13 protein-coding genes and 1 pseudogene are annotated in these 18350 nt (G+C 56.9%); 3 read left to right on the top strand and 11 right to left on the bottom strand.

Annotated features, from left to right (window positions below):
- Positions 1-92: 92 nt before the first annotated feature.
- The 10 genes and pseudogenes from DMO26_RS32300 to DMO26_RS32250 all read right to left on the bottom strand — a co-directional run bounded on the left by DMO26_RS32300 (position 93) and on the right by DMO26_RS32250 (position 13533).
- Positions 93-1784, bottom strand: a complete 1692-nt coding sequence (locus tag DMO26_RS32300; protein ID WP_226951498.1) for a recombinase family protein — start codon at positions 1782-1784, stop codon at positions 93-95.
- 207 nt (positions 1785-1991) lie between these two features.
- Positions 1992-2797 (bottom strand): annotated as a pseudogene (locus tag DMO26_RS34630) (IS630 family transposase); the annotation flags it as partial.
- A 98-nt stretch (positions 2798-2895) separates the two neighbouring features.
- Entirely contained in the window at positions 2896-4290 is a 1395-nt protein-coding gene (locus tag DMO26_RS32285; RefSeq protein WP_117196380.1) for an MmgE/PrpD family protein, read from the bottom strand.
- A 3-nt stretch (positions 4291-4293) separates the two neighbouring features.
- Positions 4294-5376 carry an ABC transporter ATP-binding protein gene (locus DMO26_RS32280; protein ID WP_117196379.1) on the bottom strand — a complete coding sequence of 361 codons (1083 nt, stop codon included), beginning with the start codon at positions 5374-5376 and terminating at the stop codon, positions 4294-4296.
- Positions 5373-6176, bottom strand: a complete 804-nt coding sequence (locus DMO26_RS32275; protein WP_117196378.1) for an ABC transporter permease — start codon at positions 6174-6176, stop codon at positions 5373-5375. The genes DMO26_RS32280 and DMO26_RS32275 overlap by 4 nt, the downstream gene beginning before the upstream one ends.
- 12 nt (positions 6177-6188) lie before the next feature.
- Positions 6189-7070: an ABC transporter permease gene (locus DMO26_RS32270; RefSeq protein WP_117196377.1), complete on the bottom strand. Its 882-nt coding sequence runs from the start codon at positions 7068-7070 to the stop codon at positions 6189-6191.
- A gap of 11 nt (positions 7071-7081) precedes the next feature.
- Complete coding sequence (locus DMO26_RS32265) at positions 7082-8116, bottom strand: ABC transporter substrate-binding protein (protein ID WP_117196376.1); 1035 nt, start codon at positions 8114-8116, stop codon at positions 7082-7084.
- A 195-nt stretch (positions 8117-8311) separates the two neighbouring features.
- Entirely contained in the window at positions 8312-9190 is an 879-nt protein-coding gene (locus DMO26_RS32260) for a LysR family transcriptional regulator (protein WP_226951497.1), read from the bottom strand.
- A gap of 326 nt (positions 9191-9516) precedes the next feature.
- The gene (locus DMO26_RS32255) at positions 9517-11493 is read right to left on the bottom strand and encodes a hydantoinase B/oxoprolinase family protein (protein ID WP_117196375.1); all 1977 of its coding nucleotides are present in this window, start codon (positions 11491-11493) and stop codon (positions 9517-9519) included.
- 3 nt (positions 11494-11496) lie between these two features.
- On the bottom strand, positions 11497-13533 hold the full coding sequence (locus DMO26_RS32250) for a hydantoinase/oxoprolinase family protein (protein WP_117196374.1): 2037 nt from the start codon (positions 13531-13533) through the stop codon (positions 11497-11499).
- Between the two features lie 360 nt (positions 13534-13893).
- Here DMO26_RS32250 and DMO26_RS32245 point away from each other — a divergent pair, with 360 nt between their 5' ends.
- A complete protein-coding gene (locus tag DMO26_RS32245) occupies positions 13894-15450 on the top strand; it encodes an ABC transporter substrate-binding protein (protein ID WP_117196373.1) in 1557 nt (518 codons plus the stop codon).
- A gap of 152 nt (positions 15451-15602) precedes the next feature.
- Here the strand turns inward: DMO26_RS32245 and DMO26_RS32240 are convergent, their stop codons facing one another.
- Positions 15603-15869, bottom strand: coding sequence for a DUF982 domain-containing protein (locus DMO26_RS32240; RefSeq protein ID WP_117196372.1), 267 nt, complete (start codon positions 15867-15869; stop codon positions 15603-15605).
- A gap of 510 nt (positions 15870-16379) precedes the next feature.
- Here DMO26_RS32240 and DMO26_RS32235 point away from each other — a divergent pair.
- Together DMO26_RS32235 and DMO26_RS34020 are read left to right on the top strand one after the other, a co-directional pair.
- Positions 16380-17276, top strand: a complete 897-nt coding sequence (locus tag DMO26_RS32235) for a hypothetical protein (protein WP_117196371.1) — start codon at positions 16380-16382, stop codon at positions 17274-17276.
- A gap of 61 nt (positions 17277-17337) precedes the next feature.
- Entirely contained in the window at positions 17338-18240 is a 903-nt protein-coding gene (locus DMO26_RS34020) for a hypothetical protein (RefSeq protein ID WP_162895170.1), read from the top strand.
- The last annotated feature ends 110 nt before the right edge of the window (positions 18241-18350 follow it).

The raw sequence follows: 18350 nt of genomic DNA, 5'->3' as shown, positions 1-18350 counted from the left end.
CTTGGCGTCAGACCCGCCAAGCAATTGGTCCAATATCGCGTCCGGGATAACCGGCTCTTTCCGTCGTGCCATGGGAATCTCCTTCATACCCATTATGCACCCCGTACACGAAATTCCTGACACTCCCGATGCGTTGTTATGATCCCGCCCGCCCAATGGCATTTTATCTCAGCGCGCTCGGTCTCACCGAACACCTGAACGACGACGCGATCCAGCATGATGCGGACGATGGTTTGCCGATCCCGTGCAGTGGTGGATGCCGCTTTCCAGAGAGATGGCACATCTTCCGCCAGACGACGGATAACCTCCTTCTCTTCCTCCGTTAACCGCTCGGGTTGTCTCGATAATATCCGCTGGTGATCCTCGATGAGGGTTTGCTTCCTCGCCAGAGCAGCTTCCCAATCCCCTTCTAGCGTCCGCGCTACCAGTCGGTTATCGGGGTCAACGGCTTCATATCGCCGGCGGGCAAGCGCAATCTCATAATCCGCGCGCTCAAGGCGTTGCTTCCACCCAGCGTGAATCTGTTGTCGTTCGAGTTCAACATCCTCAGCAACTTGAAGGCTGACGTCGATCGCGGATGGCGATATAGCCTCGAGCACTAGCGCGCTAACGCAAGCGTCCACGGGGCGAGCACTGATCGATTGGCAATGACGACCTCCATAAGTGGTCGCCTCCCAGCTGCAGCTATAACGCGCCTCCCGACCATCGTCATTATAGCCCGTAACCATTTTACGACCACATAGGCCGCAAGAGACAAGACCGCTGAGCAGCGCCGCACCACCTCTTGGAAGGCCAGAATATCGGGAACGGTTTTTCGCCATCTGGTCCTGATTTCGCTCATAGGTTTTCCAGTCAATGTAAGCTGGAAGAGCATTTTGGTGCAGTACCATCCACTGTTGACGATCGCGAATAATGCGTCGTCCGCTATGGGGTTTTCCGGCCAACCTTAGGCGGCCATCGCTGCGACTGCGCCCGTAAACATAAGCTCCAGCATAACTGGGGTGGCGAAGCATGTCGCCGATCGTCGCATTGTTGGGCCTGCTCCAACAGACATCACCCTTCTCAGGGCCGCTGCGGATACGATCGGGAAGCGCGATGTCATGATCGGCAAGGTAACGCAGGACGCCACTGATCGAGCGACGCTTTTCGAAGAGGGCGAAGACGAGGCGGATAATCCTTTGCACCTCTTCATCCGGATCCAGGGCAACATCCCCGGATGGCTTCAAAACATAACCGCGTGGAAGACCCAGAATAAGTTCGCCACGGCGTGCCTTGGCCTTGCGGCCTTCGTGCATGCGGCTCTTGAGAATGTGCAACTCAGCTTCGCTCATCGTGCCCTTCAGGCCGAGCAACAGGCGGTCATTGTATGTGCTGGGATCGTAGACGCCGTCGGCATCGCCGATCAATGTGTCGAACAAGGCGCACATTTCTAAAAGCTGATGCCAATCCCGGCGCGAGCGCGCGAGACGCGATACCTCAATGCCAATGACCATTCCGACATGACCAAGTCCAACCTCCGCGACCAGCCGTTGAAAGCCTGGTCGATCGAGCACTGATGCACCGGACCGGCCTAGATCGTCGTCGATCACGGTAATCTGGTCGCGTCGCCACCCAAGGCGGCAGGCCCGATCTGTCAAAGCATATTGCAGTCGCGTTGATTCCCGATTGTGTTCGACTTGCCGTACCGTCGACTGCCGAACATAGACGATGGCCTGGCGATCATGATGGCGGGACTGGATCTTTTCCGTCAACGCGAAGTCGAGAGAACTCGGTTCCGCATTCATGACTGGCCTCCCGGTCCGTCGATACATGCCGCTGTATCAGGCTGGCGATCAGCGCCAGAAGACGCCGGCGCCGATCCGGCGGCAGATCCGTCCATCGGATGTGTATGCGCTTCTGGTTCATCACGCTTCATCCATCGGGCCAGTAATATCAACGCTCTATGGCCGACATAGGGGATCAACGGAAACTCACCTTCAGAGGTTCCAGTCGTATGCGTTTTCGATGGGATTGAAGTCCGGCGAGTATGGCGGGAGGAATAGGAGCCGCGCTCCAACCTTCTCGATGGCCTCGCGCACGCCGCTGATCTTGTGAGCGGGCAGATTGTCCATGACTACGATGTCGCCAGGGCAAAGCTCGGGCGCGAGAACCTGCTCGGCATAGGCGAGGAAGGCTGGCCCGTTCATCGGCCCGTCGAGCAGCATCGGCGCCGCCATGCCGGACAGCCGTAGGCCTGCGGTAAAGGTGGTCGTCTTCCAATGTCCGTGTGGGACGGGCGCCCGGCATCGCTCGCCGCATGGCGCTCGCCCTCGCAGCCGCGCCATCTTCGTGGATGCCGCGGTCTCGTCGATGAAGATGAGCCTCTCGGGATCGAGATCGAGCTGGCCGTCGAACCAGCCTATGCGGCGGCGCAGGACATCGGGACGCTGCTGCTCTGAGGCGTGCGCCGTCTTTTTTTGAACGTGATGCCGCGCCGGTCAAGGAACAGCCAGACCGTCGAGGGCGCCACCCGCACGCCGCACTCTCCGGCAAGGCGCTCGCCGATCTCAGCAAGCGTGATGTCAGGCGCCTCCTCAATAAGGCCCAGAATGAAGGCCTCGTACGTATCAAGCTTCGAACGCGACGGCTGTCCCTGCTTGCGTGCTTCCATCTCGCCGGTCTCGCGATAGCGGCGATACCAGGCCCCGGCCGTTGAGACCCCAATGCGGAAGCGCCGTGCCGCCTCACGTGTCGAGACCCCTTCCTGGATCGCCCCAATGACACGACCGCGAAGGTCGCCGCTCAAGCTCCTCGTCATCCTCACCTCCCGGCAAATCACCTGCAGCAGTGAATCAGACAAAACAGATCACGTGAACCCACAACCCGACTCTGTGTTCATCAAAAATGCTCTAGACCTCACAGTGTCAGTTCTCGGATTAAGTCGATGACCGCGCGGCTATGTTCCAACTGATAAACCGCATCGATTAAGGCATGTCGTGCCTCCGGCAGCAGCAGTGCGGCGAGGCTGTAAAATTTCGCCGCTACGAATTCTCTGGAGAGCGGATTTGCCGCGTTGCCTTTTGCAACGGCGACGGTGGCTGCGAAAAGCTCGCCATCGAGTAGGTGGAGCTCGACCGATGAGGCGTGATGAAACGTCGACCTATTGGTGTCGTTCGGCCGAAGTTCGATCCGGGAAATCAATTCCGCCACCTTGGGATCGCAGAAATTTTCCTTCAAAAACCAATCAGGCCCAGGCTCTCTTCCAAGCATTGCCATGGCAAGGCAATAGGGACCGCTGAATTGGGCCTCCCATATGTTTGATGGTGTGCGATTGTCAAACGGCCATTCGCAGACGATGGGAGGGGCTGATATCACGATCTTCTCGTAATCGCCGCTCTCGGGAGTTACTCCAGATTTTTCGAATACGGCGAGGGTGGCTTCTATACTGCTTTGCAGAATGCGGCAGCAGCTATAAGGCTTGAACCCCACATCGAGAATCTCATAAACTTCGCCAAGGCCGCCGACGAGAATGTCTCGATCAACCGCGTCGGCGCCGAACATCCGCCAGAAGCCAGTATCACCATCGAAGATATCCAGTGGCCCGGTGAAGCCGTGGTAAGCTAAAGTTGCCGCGTTGACGCCCACCTGCGCGGCGGTCCCAAAATTGTTCTTCGCCATGCTGACATTTGCGCCATAAACGGTTTTCATGACAGACGCGACCGGAGCGTTGGCGGCCGCAATCGCAAGAGCATGTGCCGACTGGTCGGCATCCAATTTGAGCAGCTTTGACGCAGTTGCGGTGGCGCCCAAAGTCTGCCAGGTGCCGTGCCCGTGCAGCAGCTTCCTTGGTTTGGAATGTGACATTGATATTCCAACGCGGCCGCTGATTTCATAACCGACGACGATGGCTTCCAGCATCTCACGACCGGAGCACTGTACTTTTTCACCGACGGCGAGCGCCGTCGAGATGACGGTGGCGCCCAGATGGCCTTTCTTGTAGATGTCGTCGAAGTCGAGGGCATTGATCAGCGTCGCGTTGGCGAAGGCTGCGGTCGCGCAGCTTGTCTTCAAATGGCTGCCAGCCACATGGACCTCGTCAGCACCGCCAAGATCGTTGACGAATGCCGCGATTATTTTCGATGCCGGCAGCCTATAGGCCCCAATCAGGCAACCGAGAGAATCGAGAAGGCAAAGCTTTGCTTTTTCGACGACCTCGGCCGGCAAACGATCATAGCCTTCTGACACTATGTAATTCGCTAAATATTGTGCCGAACCGAGGGGCACGGCCCGTCCACCACCAGAAATAGACATAGCTTACTCGGCCAACAGGCGGATCGCCGCCGGAGCGATCGAAATGCTGACGGGGTTACCGACCTTTAATTGATTACTGCGGCTGGAGCGGACCAGAGCCTTGATCATGATGTCGCGATCGACGGCGATCCATAGATCCAAATGCGCACCGAGATTGACTGTCTTGCAAATCGTGCCGTCCAGCACGTTGGCATCTTTTGCCGAAACATCATTGCCGACGACCCTGACGTCTTCCGGGCGAATGCAGCAGAATTTGGCGGTGGCGACTTTGGGCTGGTCGGCTGCGATCGCCAAAGCGATGCTGCTGCCGTTGATCACAATCTCTTGGCGGTCATCGGCCGCCGGCCTCAAAGAAACTGCGAAGATATTGGATTTTCCGATGAAATCGGCCACGAAACTGGTGCGCGGCGCGTTATAGATATGCTCCGGCTTGTCTTCCTGCGTAATCACGCCGCCGGACATAACCACCACGCGGTCTGACATTGCCATGGCCTCTTCCTGGTCGTGGGTGACGTAAACAAACGTCATGCCAAGCTGTTGCTGAATTTCCTTGAGCTCGACGCGCATTGCCTCCCGCAATTTGAGATCGAGATTGGAAAGCGGCTCGTCGAGAAGCAGCACCGACGGCCGGGGGGCGATCGCGCGGGCGAGCGCCGTGCGCTGCTGCTGTCCGCCGGAAAGTTCCTTGGGATAGCGTGCTTCGAGACCCTCAAGGTGAACGCTTTTGAGCGCGGTTCTTACGGTCTGCTCGATCTCGGCGCGCGGGGTGCCCTTCATCTTGAGACCGAAACCGACATTTTCAGCAACCGTCATGTGCGGGAAGAGCGCATAGTTCTGAAAGACCAGCCCGATATTGCGCTTCTCAGGCGGCACGCCTGCCTGGTTCCTGCCCCTGATCCTGATCTCTCCCCCTGTCGGCTCCTGAAACCCGGCGATCATGTTGAGGGTCGTCGTTTTACCGCAGCCTGATGGCCCGAGCAGGCTGACGAACTCGCCCTTTGGGATCGCCAGATTGATGTCATTGACGACGAGATTGTTGCCGTAGGTCTTGCGAACGCAGATTAATTCGATGTCGATATCGTTCATTTGCTTCCACCGTGGATCTGTGCGGAAAAACCGCCCAGTTTTTCAAAGAGGAATATGGTTGCCAGGATGAAGATCAGGGATGCCACGTTGACAGCGGCCAGAACCGGGTCGAGGCTATATTCCATGTAGTTGATGACCGTGATCGGCAGCGTTGTCTGCCCCGGTCGGACAAGGAAGACCGACAGCGGAATGTTGTTGAAGGAAATGATGAACGCAAAGGTCATGCCCGAGAAGACGCCAGGCTTGATGAGCGGCAGCAGGACGTGCCGGATGCGCTGCCATTTGCTGGCGCCGAGAATTTGCGCCGCCCGATCGAGGTTTTTGTCGAAATTGTAGATGGATGTTGCGATCATTCTCGCCGCGAACGGAAGTGTGAGGACGATATGCGCGGCAATCAACCCCGGTGTCCCGAGAAGCGCGTAGAGCCCGGCCGACGAGAGAAAGATCACGATCGCCACGCCCTTGACGATTTGCGGTACGGCCAAGGGCGACAAAAGAAATGCCATGATCGCCTCGCTGCCGGGGCATTTTTCATAAGCGATCGCATAAGCTCCCAGTGCGCCAAGCACACCGCTGACCAGCGAAACGATGACCGCGATCTTGGCGCTGAGGATGAAAGGGTCGAGCCATTTGGATGCCCACAGTGCGGCGTACCATTTCATGGTCCAGTCGGCCGGCGAAAAGGTCACCGTAGACGAAGGGCTCAGCGATGCTGCCACAACGACGAGCAGGGGCAATGTGATGAAGGCCAAGATGAGGCAGAGCGAAATCCAGAACAGGCCGGAGAGCAGACGGTTCATCGTGCCGGCCTCCTAAATGTTCAGTTTTTTATGGAGGCGGGTCTCAACCCTGCCGCCGGCGAAAGTGATCGCAAGCATTAAAACCAAAAGCACGATCGCCATGACCGCCGCCATGGGCCAGTTGATGTAGAACATGATCTGCTCAAATATCATCGTCGCCAAAACCTTGAACCGGGCGCCGCCCAAAAGGGCAGGGGTCGCGTAGGCACTCGCCGCCATGGTGAAGGAGATCAGGAGAGAACTCACGATGCCTGGAATGGAAAGCGGCAGCAGGATGTGGCGGATCACCGAAAGGCGTGATGCTCCCAGGATTTGTGCCGCTTTTTCGATATTCGGATCGATGCCCTGAATGCTGGTGAGAAGAGCCAGAATGCCGAAAGGAAGAACGACATGGGTGAGACCCACGACGACGCCGAAAAGGTTCTTCGCCAGGGGGAGCGGTGAGGAAACGAAACCGAGCCAGATGAGGGCGTCGTTGACGAAGCCCCGGTCTTCCAGGATAATCAGCCAACCATAGGTCCGCAGAACCACGCCAGCGAGTTCCGGAGCAATCGCCAACGCGAAGACGACGGCTCGCCAGCGCGACGTCGACCGGGCCAGGAAATAGGCGACGGGGTAGGCCATCACCGTCACGCATATCGCGACGAGCCCTGACATCAGTATGGTGCGGAAAAGGCCGGCGATGATCAGTCCGTCGGTGAGGAACCGCTGATAGCTTGCCATACTGAACTGGGAGGTCTTCGGATCCTGGACGCTGATGCCGATCATCATGCCGATCGGCACAGCGAAGAACAGCAGCAGCACGGCGAATGGCGGGAAAAGCGGAACATATCCGCGCAATGTGAACGCGCGGCGTGCCGGCGCCGCCGGTGAATCGGTCGCAACTATCGTCATCAGGCTTGCCTTCAGTTTGCCGCGTGAACGACTTCCCTTTCCCACCGGTCACCCCATTCAGGCAGCTTGGCGGCCGTGATGGAAAGGTCAGGCAGAAGAAGTTTGTTCAGGTCTTCTTCGGTGGTGATCTGCTTGGCCCGCACGGCATCCGGCACATCGATGTCGCTACGCGCGCTGCCGACCTTGTAGCCTGTCACCCAGGCCTCCTGGCTCGATTTTTCAAGAAAGAAGTTCACGAATTTCAGTGCGGCCGCCTTGTTTGTTGCCCCCGCCGGAACATTGAGGGTCGCAACAAGCGGAATTGTCCCCTCGATCGGCTTGATGTAGTCGACCGGCATGCCGCTATCGACGAGCAACTGGGCGCGCCCGTTCCAGAAGGGCATCGCCCATACCTGACCATCCCTGACATAGGTCTCCATTACGGCTGAGGACTGTTCAAAGCCGACCGATTGTTTCGCGAGTTGTGCCATCGCCTTGAAACCGGGATCGACGTTGTTCAGCAGGTCGCCGCCATTCTTAACCGACAGGACTTGCATGAGGTTCGCCGCCATAATGTTTTGAAACGTCGGCAGAATGATCTTTCCCTTAAGCTCGCTGTCGAACAGAACGGTCCACGAGTTCGGCGCAATTTTCAGCTTGTCGGTCCGCCAAAGAAGAGACATGTACTGCAATTCATGGACCGCGCCGCATTCGCCTGCGATCCTTTTGATGGCCGGACTCAATTTTTCAAGGTTGGGCACGCTGGCCGGGGTGAATTTCTCCAGCAGGCCATCCTTGCAGCCATCGAGCGATTGAGACGCTGTCATGACGACGACGTCGAAGCCGGGCCGGCCATTGGTCGCTTTTATTTTCGCATAATCCTGAGAGGCCGACCCCACCGGATCGTAGACGACGCTGATGCCGGTCTTGTCCTCGAACGGCTTGATGATCCGTTCCATGATGATAGCTTCATAGGGGCCGCCATAGCTATTCACGACCAATTGCTCGCAACGGCCGGTCGTGACTGCCGCCAATAAAGCCGCCGCGGTGATTGTGGGTGTTTTCATGACTTTTTTCCCAGTTTCTGTTGGTTCCCGGGATGAATGTCGCGCGTCATTGCACAATCCGTCCAATTGAAAATGCACCCGATTTATAAACATCGCCAATCAATAAACGCCGAAGGCCAATCAATGGCGACTGCGTGAATATCGACCGGCGGGAGATTGTCGACGGCAGCTGCACGCTGACGTTTGAGGCTTCGCTCACAGGCGGCGTGAAACAAGTTCTGCAAATTCCACGAAGGGGAGAATTCCAGGTATCGGATTGTCCGCCCTCCAGGCAATTCCCGTCGAAATCTCCTCCGTCAGGTCCTCCACGCGGCGCAGGACGACCTCGCTGTCGACAATGCTCTCGATCCATTCCGGAAGGAAGGTAATTCCCAGGCCGGCGGAAGCCATCGCCAGGGCCGCCGTGGTGCTGGAAACCTTAAAGCTCGTATCTGCTTCGATCCCCGCCTCGACGATCTGGTCATGTATGGCTCTGAAACTCGAAAGTTCGAAGCGCTTCAGCGTGAACACGTCCTGTCCTATGAAATCCGATAGTCGCAACGACGGCCTGCGCGCCAGCGGGGAGTTCTTCGGAATGACCGCCACGAAACGATCCGACATGAGCGGGCGAAAACGGATAAAGTTGGCATTGGTCGGCGGGCGCATGATGCCGATATCGTATTCTCCGCGCTCGAGGGCGCGCAGGATCTCCGATGAATCGAAAATCTTCACATCCAGGCGCGTCTTCGGAAAACGGTTGCGAAATCGCCGCAATATCAAAGGCAATAGCCGATGTGCCGCAGGACCGATTGCACCGATCTTGAGCTGTTCTCCGCCCGGTGACATGCCGCCCGCGGCCAGTTTCGACAACAGAACTGCCTCTTCGAGCTTGATCAGCGCTTCACGGGCAAGAGGCAGGAAGGTTGCACCCGAGGGCGTCAGTTCCACGCTTCGGGTCGATCGGATGAACAGTTGCACGCCGAAAAGCGATTCAAGTTTGCGGATTTGTTGGCTGAGCGTCGGTTGGGTCATGTTCAGCCGTGTCGCAGCCCGACCGAAATGCAGTTCCTCGGCCAGGATGATGAAACACTTCATGCTCCAAAGATCCAGCGACTGGCTCATTGCGATATGATGGACCTCCATTCCGATCGAGGCCGGTTTTCCAACGCGGTTTGTCGCGCCGGCGACACCGGCTGGATAAAGCCTCCATGGCAAGCAGACCCGCTTTCTGAGCGGCTGTCAAAGTCGAATTTTTCGCAGGCCGGTTTGAGAGATTTTGCGTTCGGTGATTGCCGGCTGAAATCCCGTCTGAACGCTCAGGGCATTTCCCGCAACAATCCGCCAAGAGGAATTAGGGGCGCAACAGACTTGCGTCCCCCAATGGACGATCAAGGAGGCGGAACCGGCCATCCTTAGGCCTGTTAAGCTTTTAGTTTGATACCGGAAAGATATGCCGCTTCGGCTTCGACGACCTTTCGGAGGATGTCGGGATCGACGGTCTTGCCGGCCGCCATCATCTGGCGATGAACGTTCCCTACGAGTTGGCTGCGAATGCGTTGGTCATACGACAGGGCCATGGAGGCCAGCTGTCGTCGAATGGCCAACGGCCAGACATGGTCCTGTCGCTCCCGTTCGGCGCAGAAATTAAAGTCCGCCAGCCGTACCTTGGCCCGCTTGTTTCTTTGCGCGGCCGTCGCAGCTTCGTCGATATGACCATCCTCGCCGAATACGACCGCATAAGCTTGCGCCGCCCGCTCATGCGAGAGCATGTCATTGTCGATTTCGGCTTGGATTGCGGCAATGTCGCGCTCCAGAGGGTCGCCGAAACCGCCGCCGGTGGGGCTGGTGATCCGTACCACATCGCCACGCACCATTTCGAGGACCGAGATCTTGCCGATCGAGCGCTCGTCGGCACGGCCAGGATTGACGATCGTCTTGCCGAGCAATCCCTGTTCGCCCCCCTTAAATCCCCAGGGCGCGAAGACAAAGCGGTTCATGTTACGCACTGTCATCACGGCACGGTTGGCGGTGTTTTCAAGTTCCATCTCAAGAGCCGCGCCGCTGGCAAAACGACCTGCCCGGCGGCTGTCGGGAACAATCCGGGTTGCCCGCAAAATGATCGGCGTTTCGATTTCGACGATTTCGGTCGGCACGGCACGTTGCGAATAACGCACCTCGGTGCCGTCGACACCGTCGCTGACACGACGGCCGCCACCGCCGCCATGGATCGTGTTGATGACGTTCACCCGGTCCCTGCCAGTGCGGGGATCCGGTGCCGAGACGACGATGACGCCCGCCATGCCGGCGCCCGCCGCGCCCAGTCCTTCCGGCAGCGCCTGGTCGAGGCAGCCCATGATGATGTCGTAAGCGCGTGTCGCGGAAGCTGCGCGCGAGCCGCCCGATGCCGGGAAGACTGCGTTCAGCACGGTGCCTCGGGGCGCTTGGGCATGGATCGCCCGCAGGATGCCGGAATTGCGCGGCGTCAGTGGATCCATGGTTAGGATGAAGGTGATCAGGCACTGAACGACATAAGGGTGGGTCGACCTGCCGGTGACCAGGTTGTAGGCGGCCGATAGTTGCGGATCGGTTCCCGTAAAGTCGACCTGGATCTCGCCGTCACGGACCGTCAGTGTCACGCTGAAATAGGCAAGCTGACCCTCGTTGATCCCTTCGAGATAGTCGGAAAAGCTGTATGTGCCGTCGGGAATGGTTCTGATGACCGCGCGCGCCTTGCTTTCCGCGTAGGCGATCACGTCGTTCATACCTTGCTCGACGGCATCGCGGCCATAACGGTCACATAGTTCGATGAGACGCCTGTCCATGCTTTTCAGGCCGGAAATCATCGCCTGGATATCGCCCCAGAGCTCGCCAGGAATGCGGCTATTGTCCTCGAAGATCGATTTGATCGCCCTGTTGAGGACGCCGGATTCGTAGAGCTTTACCGGCCGGACCCGAAGGCCCTCCTGGAACACTTCCGTAAAGGCAGGGGAAATGCTGCCCGGAACAGCACCGCCGATATCGGAGGCGTGCACGAAGGACCAGCCGACGGCGATCAACTTGTTATCGCGAAAGATCGGATAAAGAAGCGTGACGTCCATCAGATGAGTTACTAGACCATCGGTCGCAAACGGATCGTTAGTGATGATGATGTCGCCCGGCTTCAGGTTTTCGCGCCCGATGGCATCGAGCGTTGGTCGCAGCGGCGAACCGATGAAGACGTTCACGCCCGACATCATCGGATAGGCGAACATATCTCCCTCGGCGGTCGCTAGTGCGCATTGGTAGTCTTGGACGAGCTTTACGAAAGTCGTATGCGCAGTGCGATAGACCGCGGCCGACGCCTCTTCGACGATCGCATTAAAACGGTTGCTCATAATGGCGGTTCGGACGGCGTCCATAGATCAACTCCGGCTCATGAAAATTGCGCCATAGGCGCCGACACGTGCGGTAAAATCAGGTGGCACGACAATTGTCGCTTCCGGCTGCTCGATGACGGCCGGTCCACGCACATCCTCGTTTAAGCCGAGCAAAGCTCTGTCATAAATGTTGACCTCCGGAAAAACCTGACCCTGGAACCGCATCGGGCGCGCGCCCTTCACAGCATCGATGCCGCCGGACGTCTTCGGCGACGCCGGCTCAGGGATCAACATCGCGCCTCTTACACGCATGCGCAGGTCGACGAACTCGACCGGCGCCGTTCGATCGGCATGGCTGTAGATCCGCTCGTGCTCCCGGTGAAAGGCATCGTGCATCGCAACCAGGTCCTCCCCGTCGATGGCCGGGTTCGGCAGCCGGACATCGACCTGGAAGGATTGGCCCACATAGCGCATCTCCGCCCAGCATTCGTAGGTTTGGGAGACGAGACGTTCTGGGGGGGACTGGCGCGATAGCCATTCGGCCGCCTGCTCCCGCAGGGCCGCAAATTTCCTTGCGATGACCGCCCCGTCGATGCCGAGACCGTGTACGGTTTCCATGGCATCGTGGCTGAGTTCGGAAACCAGACCGCCGAGCGCGCAGAATACGGAGGGTGTGGTCGGCACCAGCACGCGGCCGACGCCGATTTCCGCCGCAAGGAGCGGGCCCTGGATTGCACCGGCCCCACCATAAACCAGCAGGGTCAGTTCTTGCGGATCAACGCCCTGGCGAGCAAGATATGGCAGGACACCGGCAACCATGTTGGAACTCGCCACCATGACGCACATTTCGGCTGCGCTGAGAATGTCGGTGCCCAGGGCAGCGGCGATCGGGGCCACGGCGTGTTCTGCCGCATCCCGGTCCAACTGCATGTCACCACCGAGCAGCGCCTGTGGCAGGTAACCCGCGAGCAAATAGGCATCGGTCAGGGTGGGGGCGGTGCCTCCGCGTCCGAAACAGGCAGGCCCCGGATAGGAACCGGCGCTCTGCGGCCCGATGCGTAGCACTCCTCCATCGATCGAGGCGATCGATCCTCCGCCCGCTCCGATCGCCTCGATCCCCGTAACCGGCATCACAACGGGGAAATCACCGACTTCAGCGGCGGTCGAGGTGAGGGCCTCTCCATCACGCACCAGCGAGATATCTGTGCTCGTGCCGCCCATGTCCATGGTGAGGATATTGCGCTCTCCGATCGAGCGGCCGAGATATTGAACGGCGGTTACGCCGGATGCAGGGCCTGAAAGAAGCGTGTGGACGGGATAGTTACGCGCTTCCGAGGCCGCCATCGCACCGCCGTTCGAACGGGTAACGAAGAGCTGCGAGCCTGGAAGCCTTTCGGCGACATAATCTTCGACGGCGCCGATATATTCGTTCATGCGGCGCCGAACGAACGCGTTAAGCACGCTGACGATCGCACGCTCATACTCGCCGATGCGCGGCCAGATCTCGCTCGAAAGACTGACCTCCGTATCGTTGCCGACCACCCGTTGAATGGCCCTTTCGACCGCTTTTTCATGCTGCGGGTTGGCGTAGCTATGGAGAAGGGCGACCGCATAACCAGCAGCACCGGCTTCCGCCGCGCGCCGGGCCAGGATTTCCACCGCCGTTTCGTCGATCGCCGTTTCGACTGTTCCGCCGCGCAGGAGTCTCTCCTCTACCTCGAACACCATCGCCCGTTCGACCAGCGGCTTTGTGCGGTTTTCGAAAATATTCAGCGGGTTGCGCACGCCCATGCGCTGCAGTTCCAGAAGATCCCGGTAACCCTTGGTGACGAAGAACGCGATCTTTGGACCTTTTCGTTCGATCACCGCATTGGTGCTGACGGTCGTGCCGTGCATCACTATCGCTGCTTCGCCCGCCTTCGGCGAGAGACGCTCCAGAAGGTTCTCAAATCCCTGGCGAAAGCCCTTTTCAAAACAAGGTGGTGTCGAGGGAACTTTGAGGCTGAAGATCTCATGCTCGCCCTCACGCCATCCGCAGAAATCGGTAAATGTGCCGCCAATGTCGACGCCAATTCTAAGCATAACGCGCGTCTCTCTTCGATATCAAAACAGAAGACGCGTGTGCGAGGCCGATGCGGCCGTCTTTATTTGATCTCTCATGAATTCTTCTCCTCATCGCGAAGCCGGAAAAAAGTAACGAGTGAAAGACTATGCCGAGCGTTCCTTGCGAGAGAAGTTGCGATTCCAGAAGATTGATTGAAGAATCCAATCAATGCTGGCGCTCAAAGGCGGGCAAGCAGCCGCAAACCTCGGCAACCCGAACACTGCGTCGGCCTTGTTGACTTGCGAGGATATAACCTCTGCGAATGGATGTCCCAAAATAGCGACTTTGACACTTATGGAGCTCTGCCGTTAATTCCGATCAAACAGTAAGGAGGTGACATGCAAAAAGCGGGAAATAGACTGGCGGCGGCTCTTACGGTTTCTTTGATGGCGACGATCGCTCTTCCCAGAGGGGCGCTTGCCGAAACACTCAGGGTAGGGATCAATGCTGCCGACATTACTACTCTGGATCCGACCCGGGCGACTGCGACCGCGGACGTGGCCCTGGTCTCCTGGATGTTCAACGGGCTGGTGCGTTTTCAGCCCGGCACTGCGGACCCGTCGAAGATTGAGCCTGATCTGGCTGAGAGCTGGAACAACTCCCCCGACGGACTGACCTGGACGTTCAAATTAAGAAAGGACGTCAAGTTTCATGGCGACTACGGCACCCTTGCCGCTGAAGACGTCGTTTTTTCGCTGGCCCGGGCCAAGGATCCCAAAACCTCGTCGTTTTCCAGCGATTTTGCGGCGGTCAAGTCGATCGAAGCTGTCGACCCCATGACGGTCCGTATCAGTCTGAATGAACCGGTTCCGGGTTTTCTCGGCCTAATCGCCAACTACCACGGCGGCAATATCATCAGCAGGAAAGCTGCCGAAAAGCTGGGCGCCGATTTTAAGAGCCATCCGATTGGCACCGGCCCTTTTATGTTCGACCGCGCAGTCACGCAACAAGCGGTTCATCTGAAAGCCTTTCCCGGTCATTTCCGAGGCATGCCCAAGATCAGCGATATTCAATTTGATCTGATCCCATCTGATTCCAGCCGCGAACTTGCCTTTCGTTCGGGCGAGCTGGATCTGATCTACGGCAAGCGCGAACAACGCTGGGTCGATCAGGCCAAGAGATGGGACAACGCAGTCGTCGATATCTTTGCCCCCGGGGAATACCGGACGATCTTCCTCAACATGGCTCATCCACCGCTCGAAAAGATCAAGGTGAGGCAAGCGATTGCCCATGCGATCAATGTCGACCAGATCGTGCAGTTTGTCGGCGCGAGCGTCGGACCGCGCGGCTGTTCCGTGGTGCCGACCGGTTATCTAGGCGAGGATTGTTCTTGGGTCTATAAATACGATCCGGAGCTTTCCAAAAAACTCCTCGAAGAGGCCGGATTTCCGAAAGGACTAAAACTCTCTGCGGTTGTTTCCTCAAGTTCGGCGCAACAGCCGATCATGGAAGTCATCCAGGCCCAATTGGCCGAAGTCGGCATCGATATGCAGATGAAGGTCGTCGACCATCCCACCTATCAGGAGCAGACACGTAAGGACCTCAGCGATATCGTCTTTTATGGCGCCGCACGCTATCCGGTGGCGGACAGCTATTTGAGCCAGTTCTATCATTCGGATGCGGCAATCGGAAAACCAACGGCCGTCACGAATTTTGCGCATTGCGACGCCGCCGATGGAGAGATTACCGCGGCTCGGAAGACGGCAAGCGACGCGGAACGGTTAAAATTTTGGTCCGTCGCGCAAAAGAAGATACACGAACAGGTCTGCAGTGTACCGCTGTTCAGCCTGATGCAGGTCTGGGTGCGCAGCAAAGCACTCGATTACGGATATGAACTGAAAGGTTCGCTTAATCTCGCGCCACCCATCACCGAACAGACGACACTGACGCGCTAGCCGTTTGCCCCAGGATTGCAATCTCCTCACCATAGCGTCCATGGAGGACGCTATGCCACGGCTACCGTCCCTTGGCTCCGGCGCGGTCCCCGCATCCCCAGGCTCATTCAACCGACATGAGTAGCCCAGGACCCAAAATGCAGGAGGGAGATTTAATGATCTCGCCGGGCTTCTAACTCCCCTTGATAAGCGGCCAGGAAGAATTCCTTGGCGATATCCGGATCGGTTTCGCATCGAAGCGCCGCAAAGCAGACATTGATGGCGCGAGAATAGGCGGGCGCGCATCTCTCGTTGAAATAGGTTCGCATGTAGCGGATCGCTTCGGCTGGGCCTGATATTTGTCGGACCCTTTTTTCCCGCACAAGGCAAACGGGCTTCCCCCAACGGGCGCCGAACGATACAGGAATTATCTCCGTCATAGCTTCTCCCCCTAAACCCTCTGATGAGGCTCCATGGGCATTTTTCGTACTTTCGACACCGCAAGCCAATTCACCCGAGTTAAGCAAATAGGACTAGCTCAATGCCCTGCCGATCACGAGATCCAAGAAGGTGGGCGGGACGGTCGCCGGCGTTCCGGCCGAATGAGAAGATTTCCCAGCACTTCATAGAAGTGAAAGCATTGTTGAAATTTAACCCAAACCGGAACCGTCTTTCGGGGAGAGGCACCCGCGCCCATTTTTGACGGCGAACAGCAGGCGACCAAGGCGAGGTTCCAAATATCATTGACACACCGATGGCGACACTCGGGCCGCTAAGCTGTGATGCAGGATCTACGGTCGCAACAGCTGCCGGCGCGAATTCGAAATTGGTCGGACGCCAAGTTATGCAGCTAGACTTATACGTGAAGTAATGTAACCCTGCATCCGAAGGGCGTTTTTGCAGCAGTGGTTGCAATAGGCGTCAGCGATCGTTGGCAGCCGGGGTCTAAAATGCTCGTACTGCGTATCGTTGCATTGTGGTTTGTTCTGCAATTTAGCTATCAAGCCTGGTTGTTGGGGGGGCACAACATCCAAAAGCCTATCGAGGATTTGTTTTCCCGACCAGTGCTTTCCAAAATGGCGCAGGTTGAAGTACCCGTAAGTGTCATCATCGCACTTCAGAAAACCGCGACGCAAAGAGCCTCAGACGCCTCGACATCACCCGGCTTGGTCTCATCCGCATCTGCAACTAGCGGTCCCGCTTTTCGGCGGGCCGAAGACAGCTATTTTCGTCGTCGTGCGGACCGGTTGGCTGATCGTCTAGCTGATGGGAAATCCGCAGCCGCCCAATCACAAGTATTTGCCGTGAAAACTGGTGGTGAATTTTTGAGCGCACTCGCAGTTGCTTCTCAGGTCGGACCAATCGCCAATATCGTTATCTATGGACATTCCGGGCCCGACGGATTGTACATGATGGAGGATGCAGGTTTTTACGTGGACGTGAATGCAGAAAGACGCATGGCCGGCGTCCCTCCAAAACAAAAAAGCTTTGCAACCGCAAGACATGGCGAAACAGGCGCGCGTGACATTGTCGGCCTGAAAGAAATGATCAACGCGGGTGAGGTTAAATTCACACCGGATGCCATAATTGTTCTGGCAGGTTGCAATGCCGCTGGCGAGATCAACTTTAATGGAACGAGTATTGCTGCTAAATTATCAGAAGCCACTCAGCGCCGCGTGGTCGCTTCTATAGGCAAAACCCTAAGTTGGAGTAGCTTTGGTGGCTCTGATTATGGAGAATATTCACTGCGGAACTGGGTAGAGCTTGATAGGGACGGGGCTGCGAGTTTTCGAGAGGAAAAGGGGCTTGATCCTCTCCAGATCTTAAATTTCAGTCGCGACTCTTGACGCCATGATCGACGAAAAATTGACCAGGTAAGACAGAAATACGTGTCTCTACAGGTGAGATATGTGGAATATTGAAAAACAATACGTATTATACAGTATGTCAGTCGCAATATTGGCGGCTTTGAGCGTTTTTATGATATATAGTTTGGTAATTCGAAAAGATTTTGTTGTATATTTCAATTCTAATCAATTTCATTTGCGCTCATCCGAATATCCATTGCTTAATCCTGTAGCTGACGTCACGAATAGAATCCTTGCTATAATGTCGGAAGAGGAAGTCGACGATCCAAGTGAGGGGCGTCCAAACAATAAAACAAATACTATCGTAGATAGTATTTTTAGACTCTACATAACCGGCCGCATATCCGAGGTCGCTGAAGCTTTTTCCGGGTATTCATATTATGATTCTTCTGCTTCACTCGAGTTTCATTTTCCAGAGCCCGAATTGCGTTCGGTCAAATCGGAATACATGCAGGTTGATGCTCGTGCGGTAGTGCAAGCCCTTGATCGTACTCTCCTTTTGACTGCTTACCTCTACGAGCGAATTGGTTTGGCCGAAGCTGCCACCAGATATTATTCCGCCTATTATTCGGCGTTGAAGCGTTTTGTGCCGCCCGGGATGGACAATGCCGATTTTTATGTCTCTCGGCGCGCATCGTTGGCCAGGTTGAAGCTCCACGATATCCTGCCGTCATCCAAATCACTCAGCAAGACATATCGAGAGCATTCCTATCTCGATGAGCTCATAGAGCATTATCTGGAAAAGGCGCTCGTATCAGAAGAGCTGACCTACTACTTGCGCAGTGGAACGATCGGACGAAAACCGGGCGCACCTTACCGATCAGGACTTGAGATTCCAGCTGAGCAGCGCGATCGCCCAAAGGATATGGAACATGCGCTTTTGCACGCCGAATATTGTCTCTACCAGCTGAACAACGATTCAGACCTGCGGATTCCGACGTGAAGCCGGCCGCCATTCCGATCAAAGACCGGCCACCATTCCGATTTGAAGCCGGCCACCGTTCCGATCAAAGACCGGCCAGTTTTCGGCACTGAACATTACCTCCTGGGTCA

The organism is Rhizobium terrae, from assembly GCF_003425685.1.
Lineage (GTDB): Bacteria > Pseudomonadota > Alphaproteobacteria > Rhizobiales > Rhizobiaceae > Neorhizobium > Neorhizobium terrae.
The sequence above is the reverse complement of the archived record's forward strand: the minus strand, read 5'-3'. Positions and strand labels throughout refer to the sequence as shown.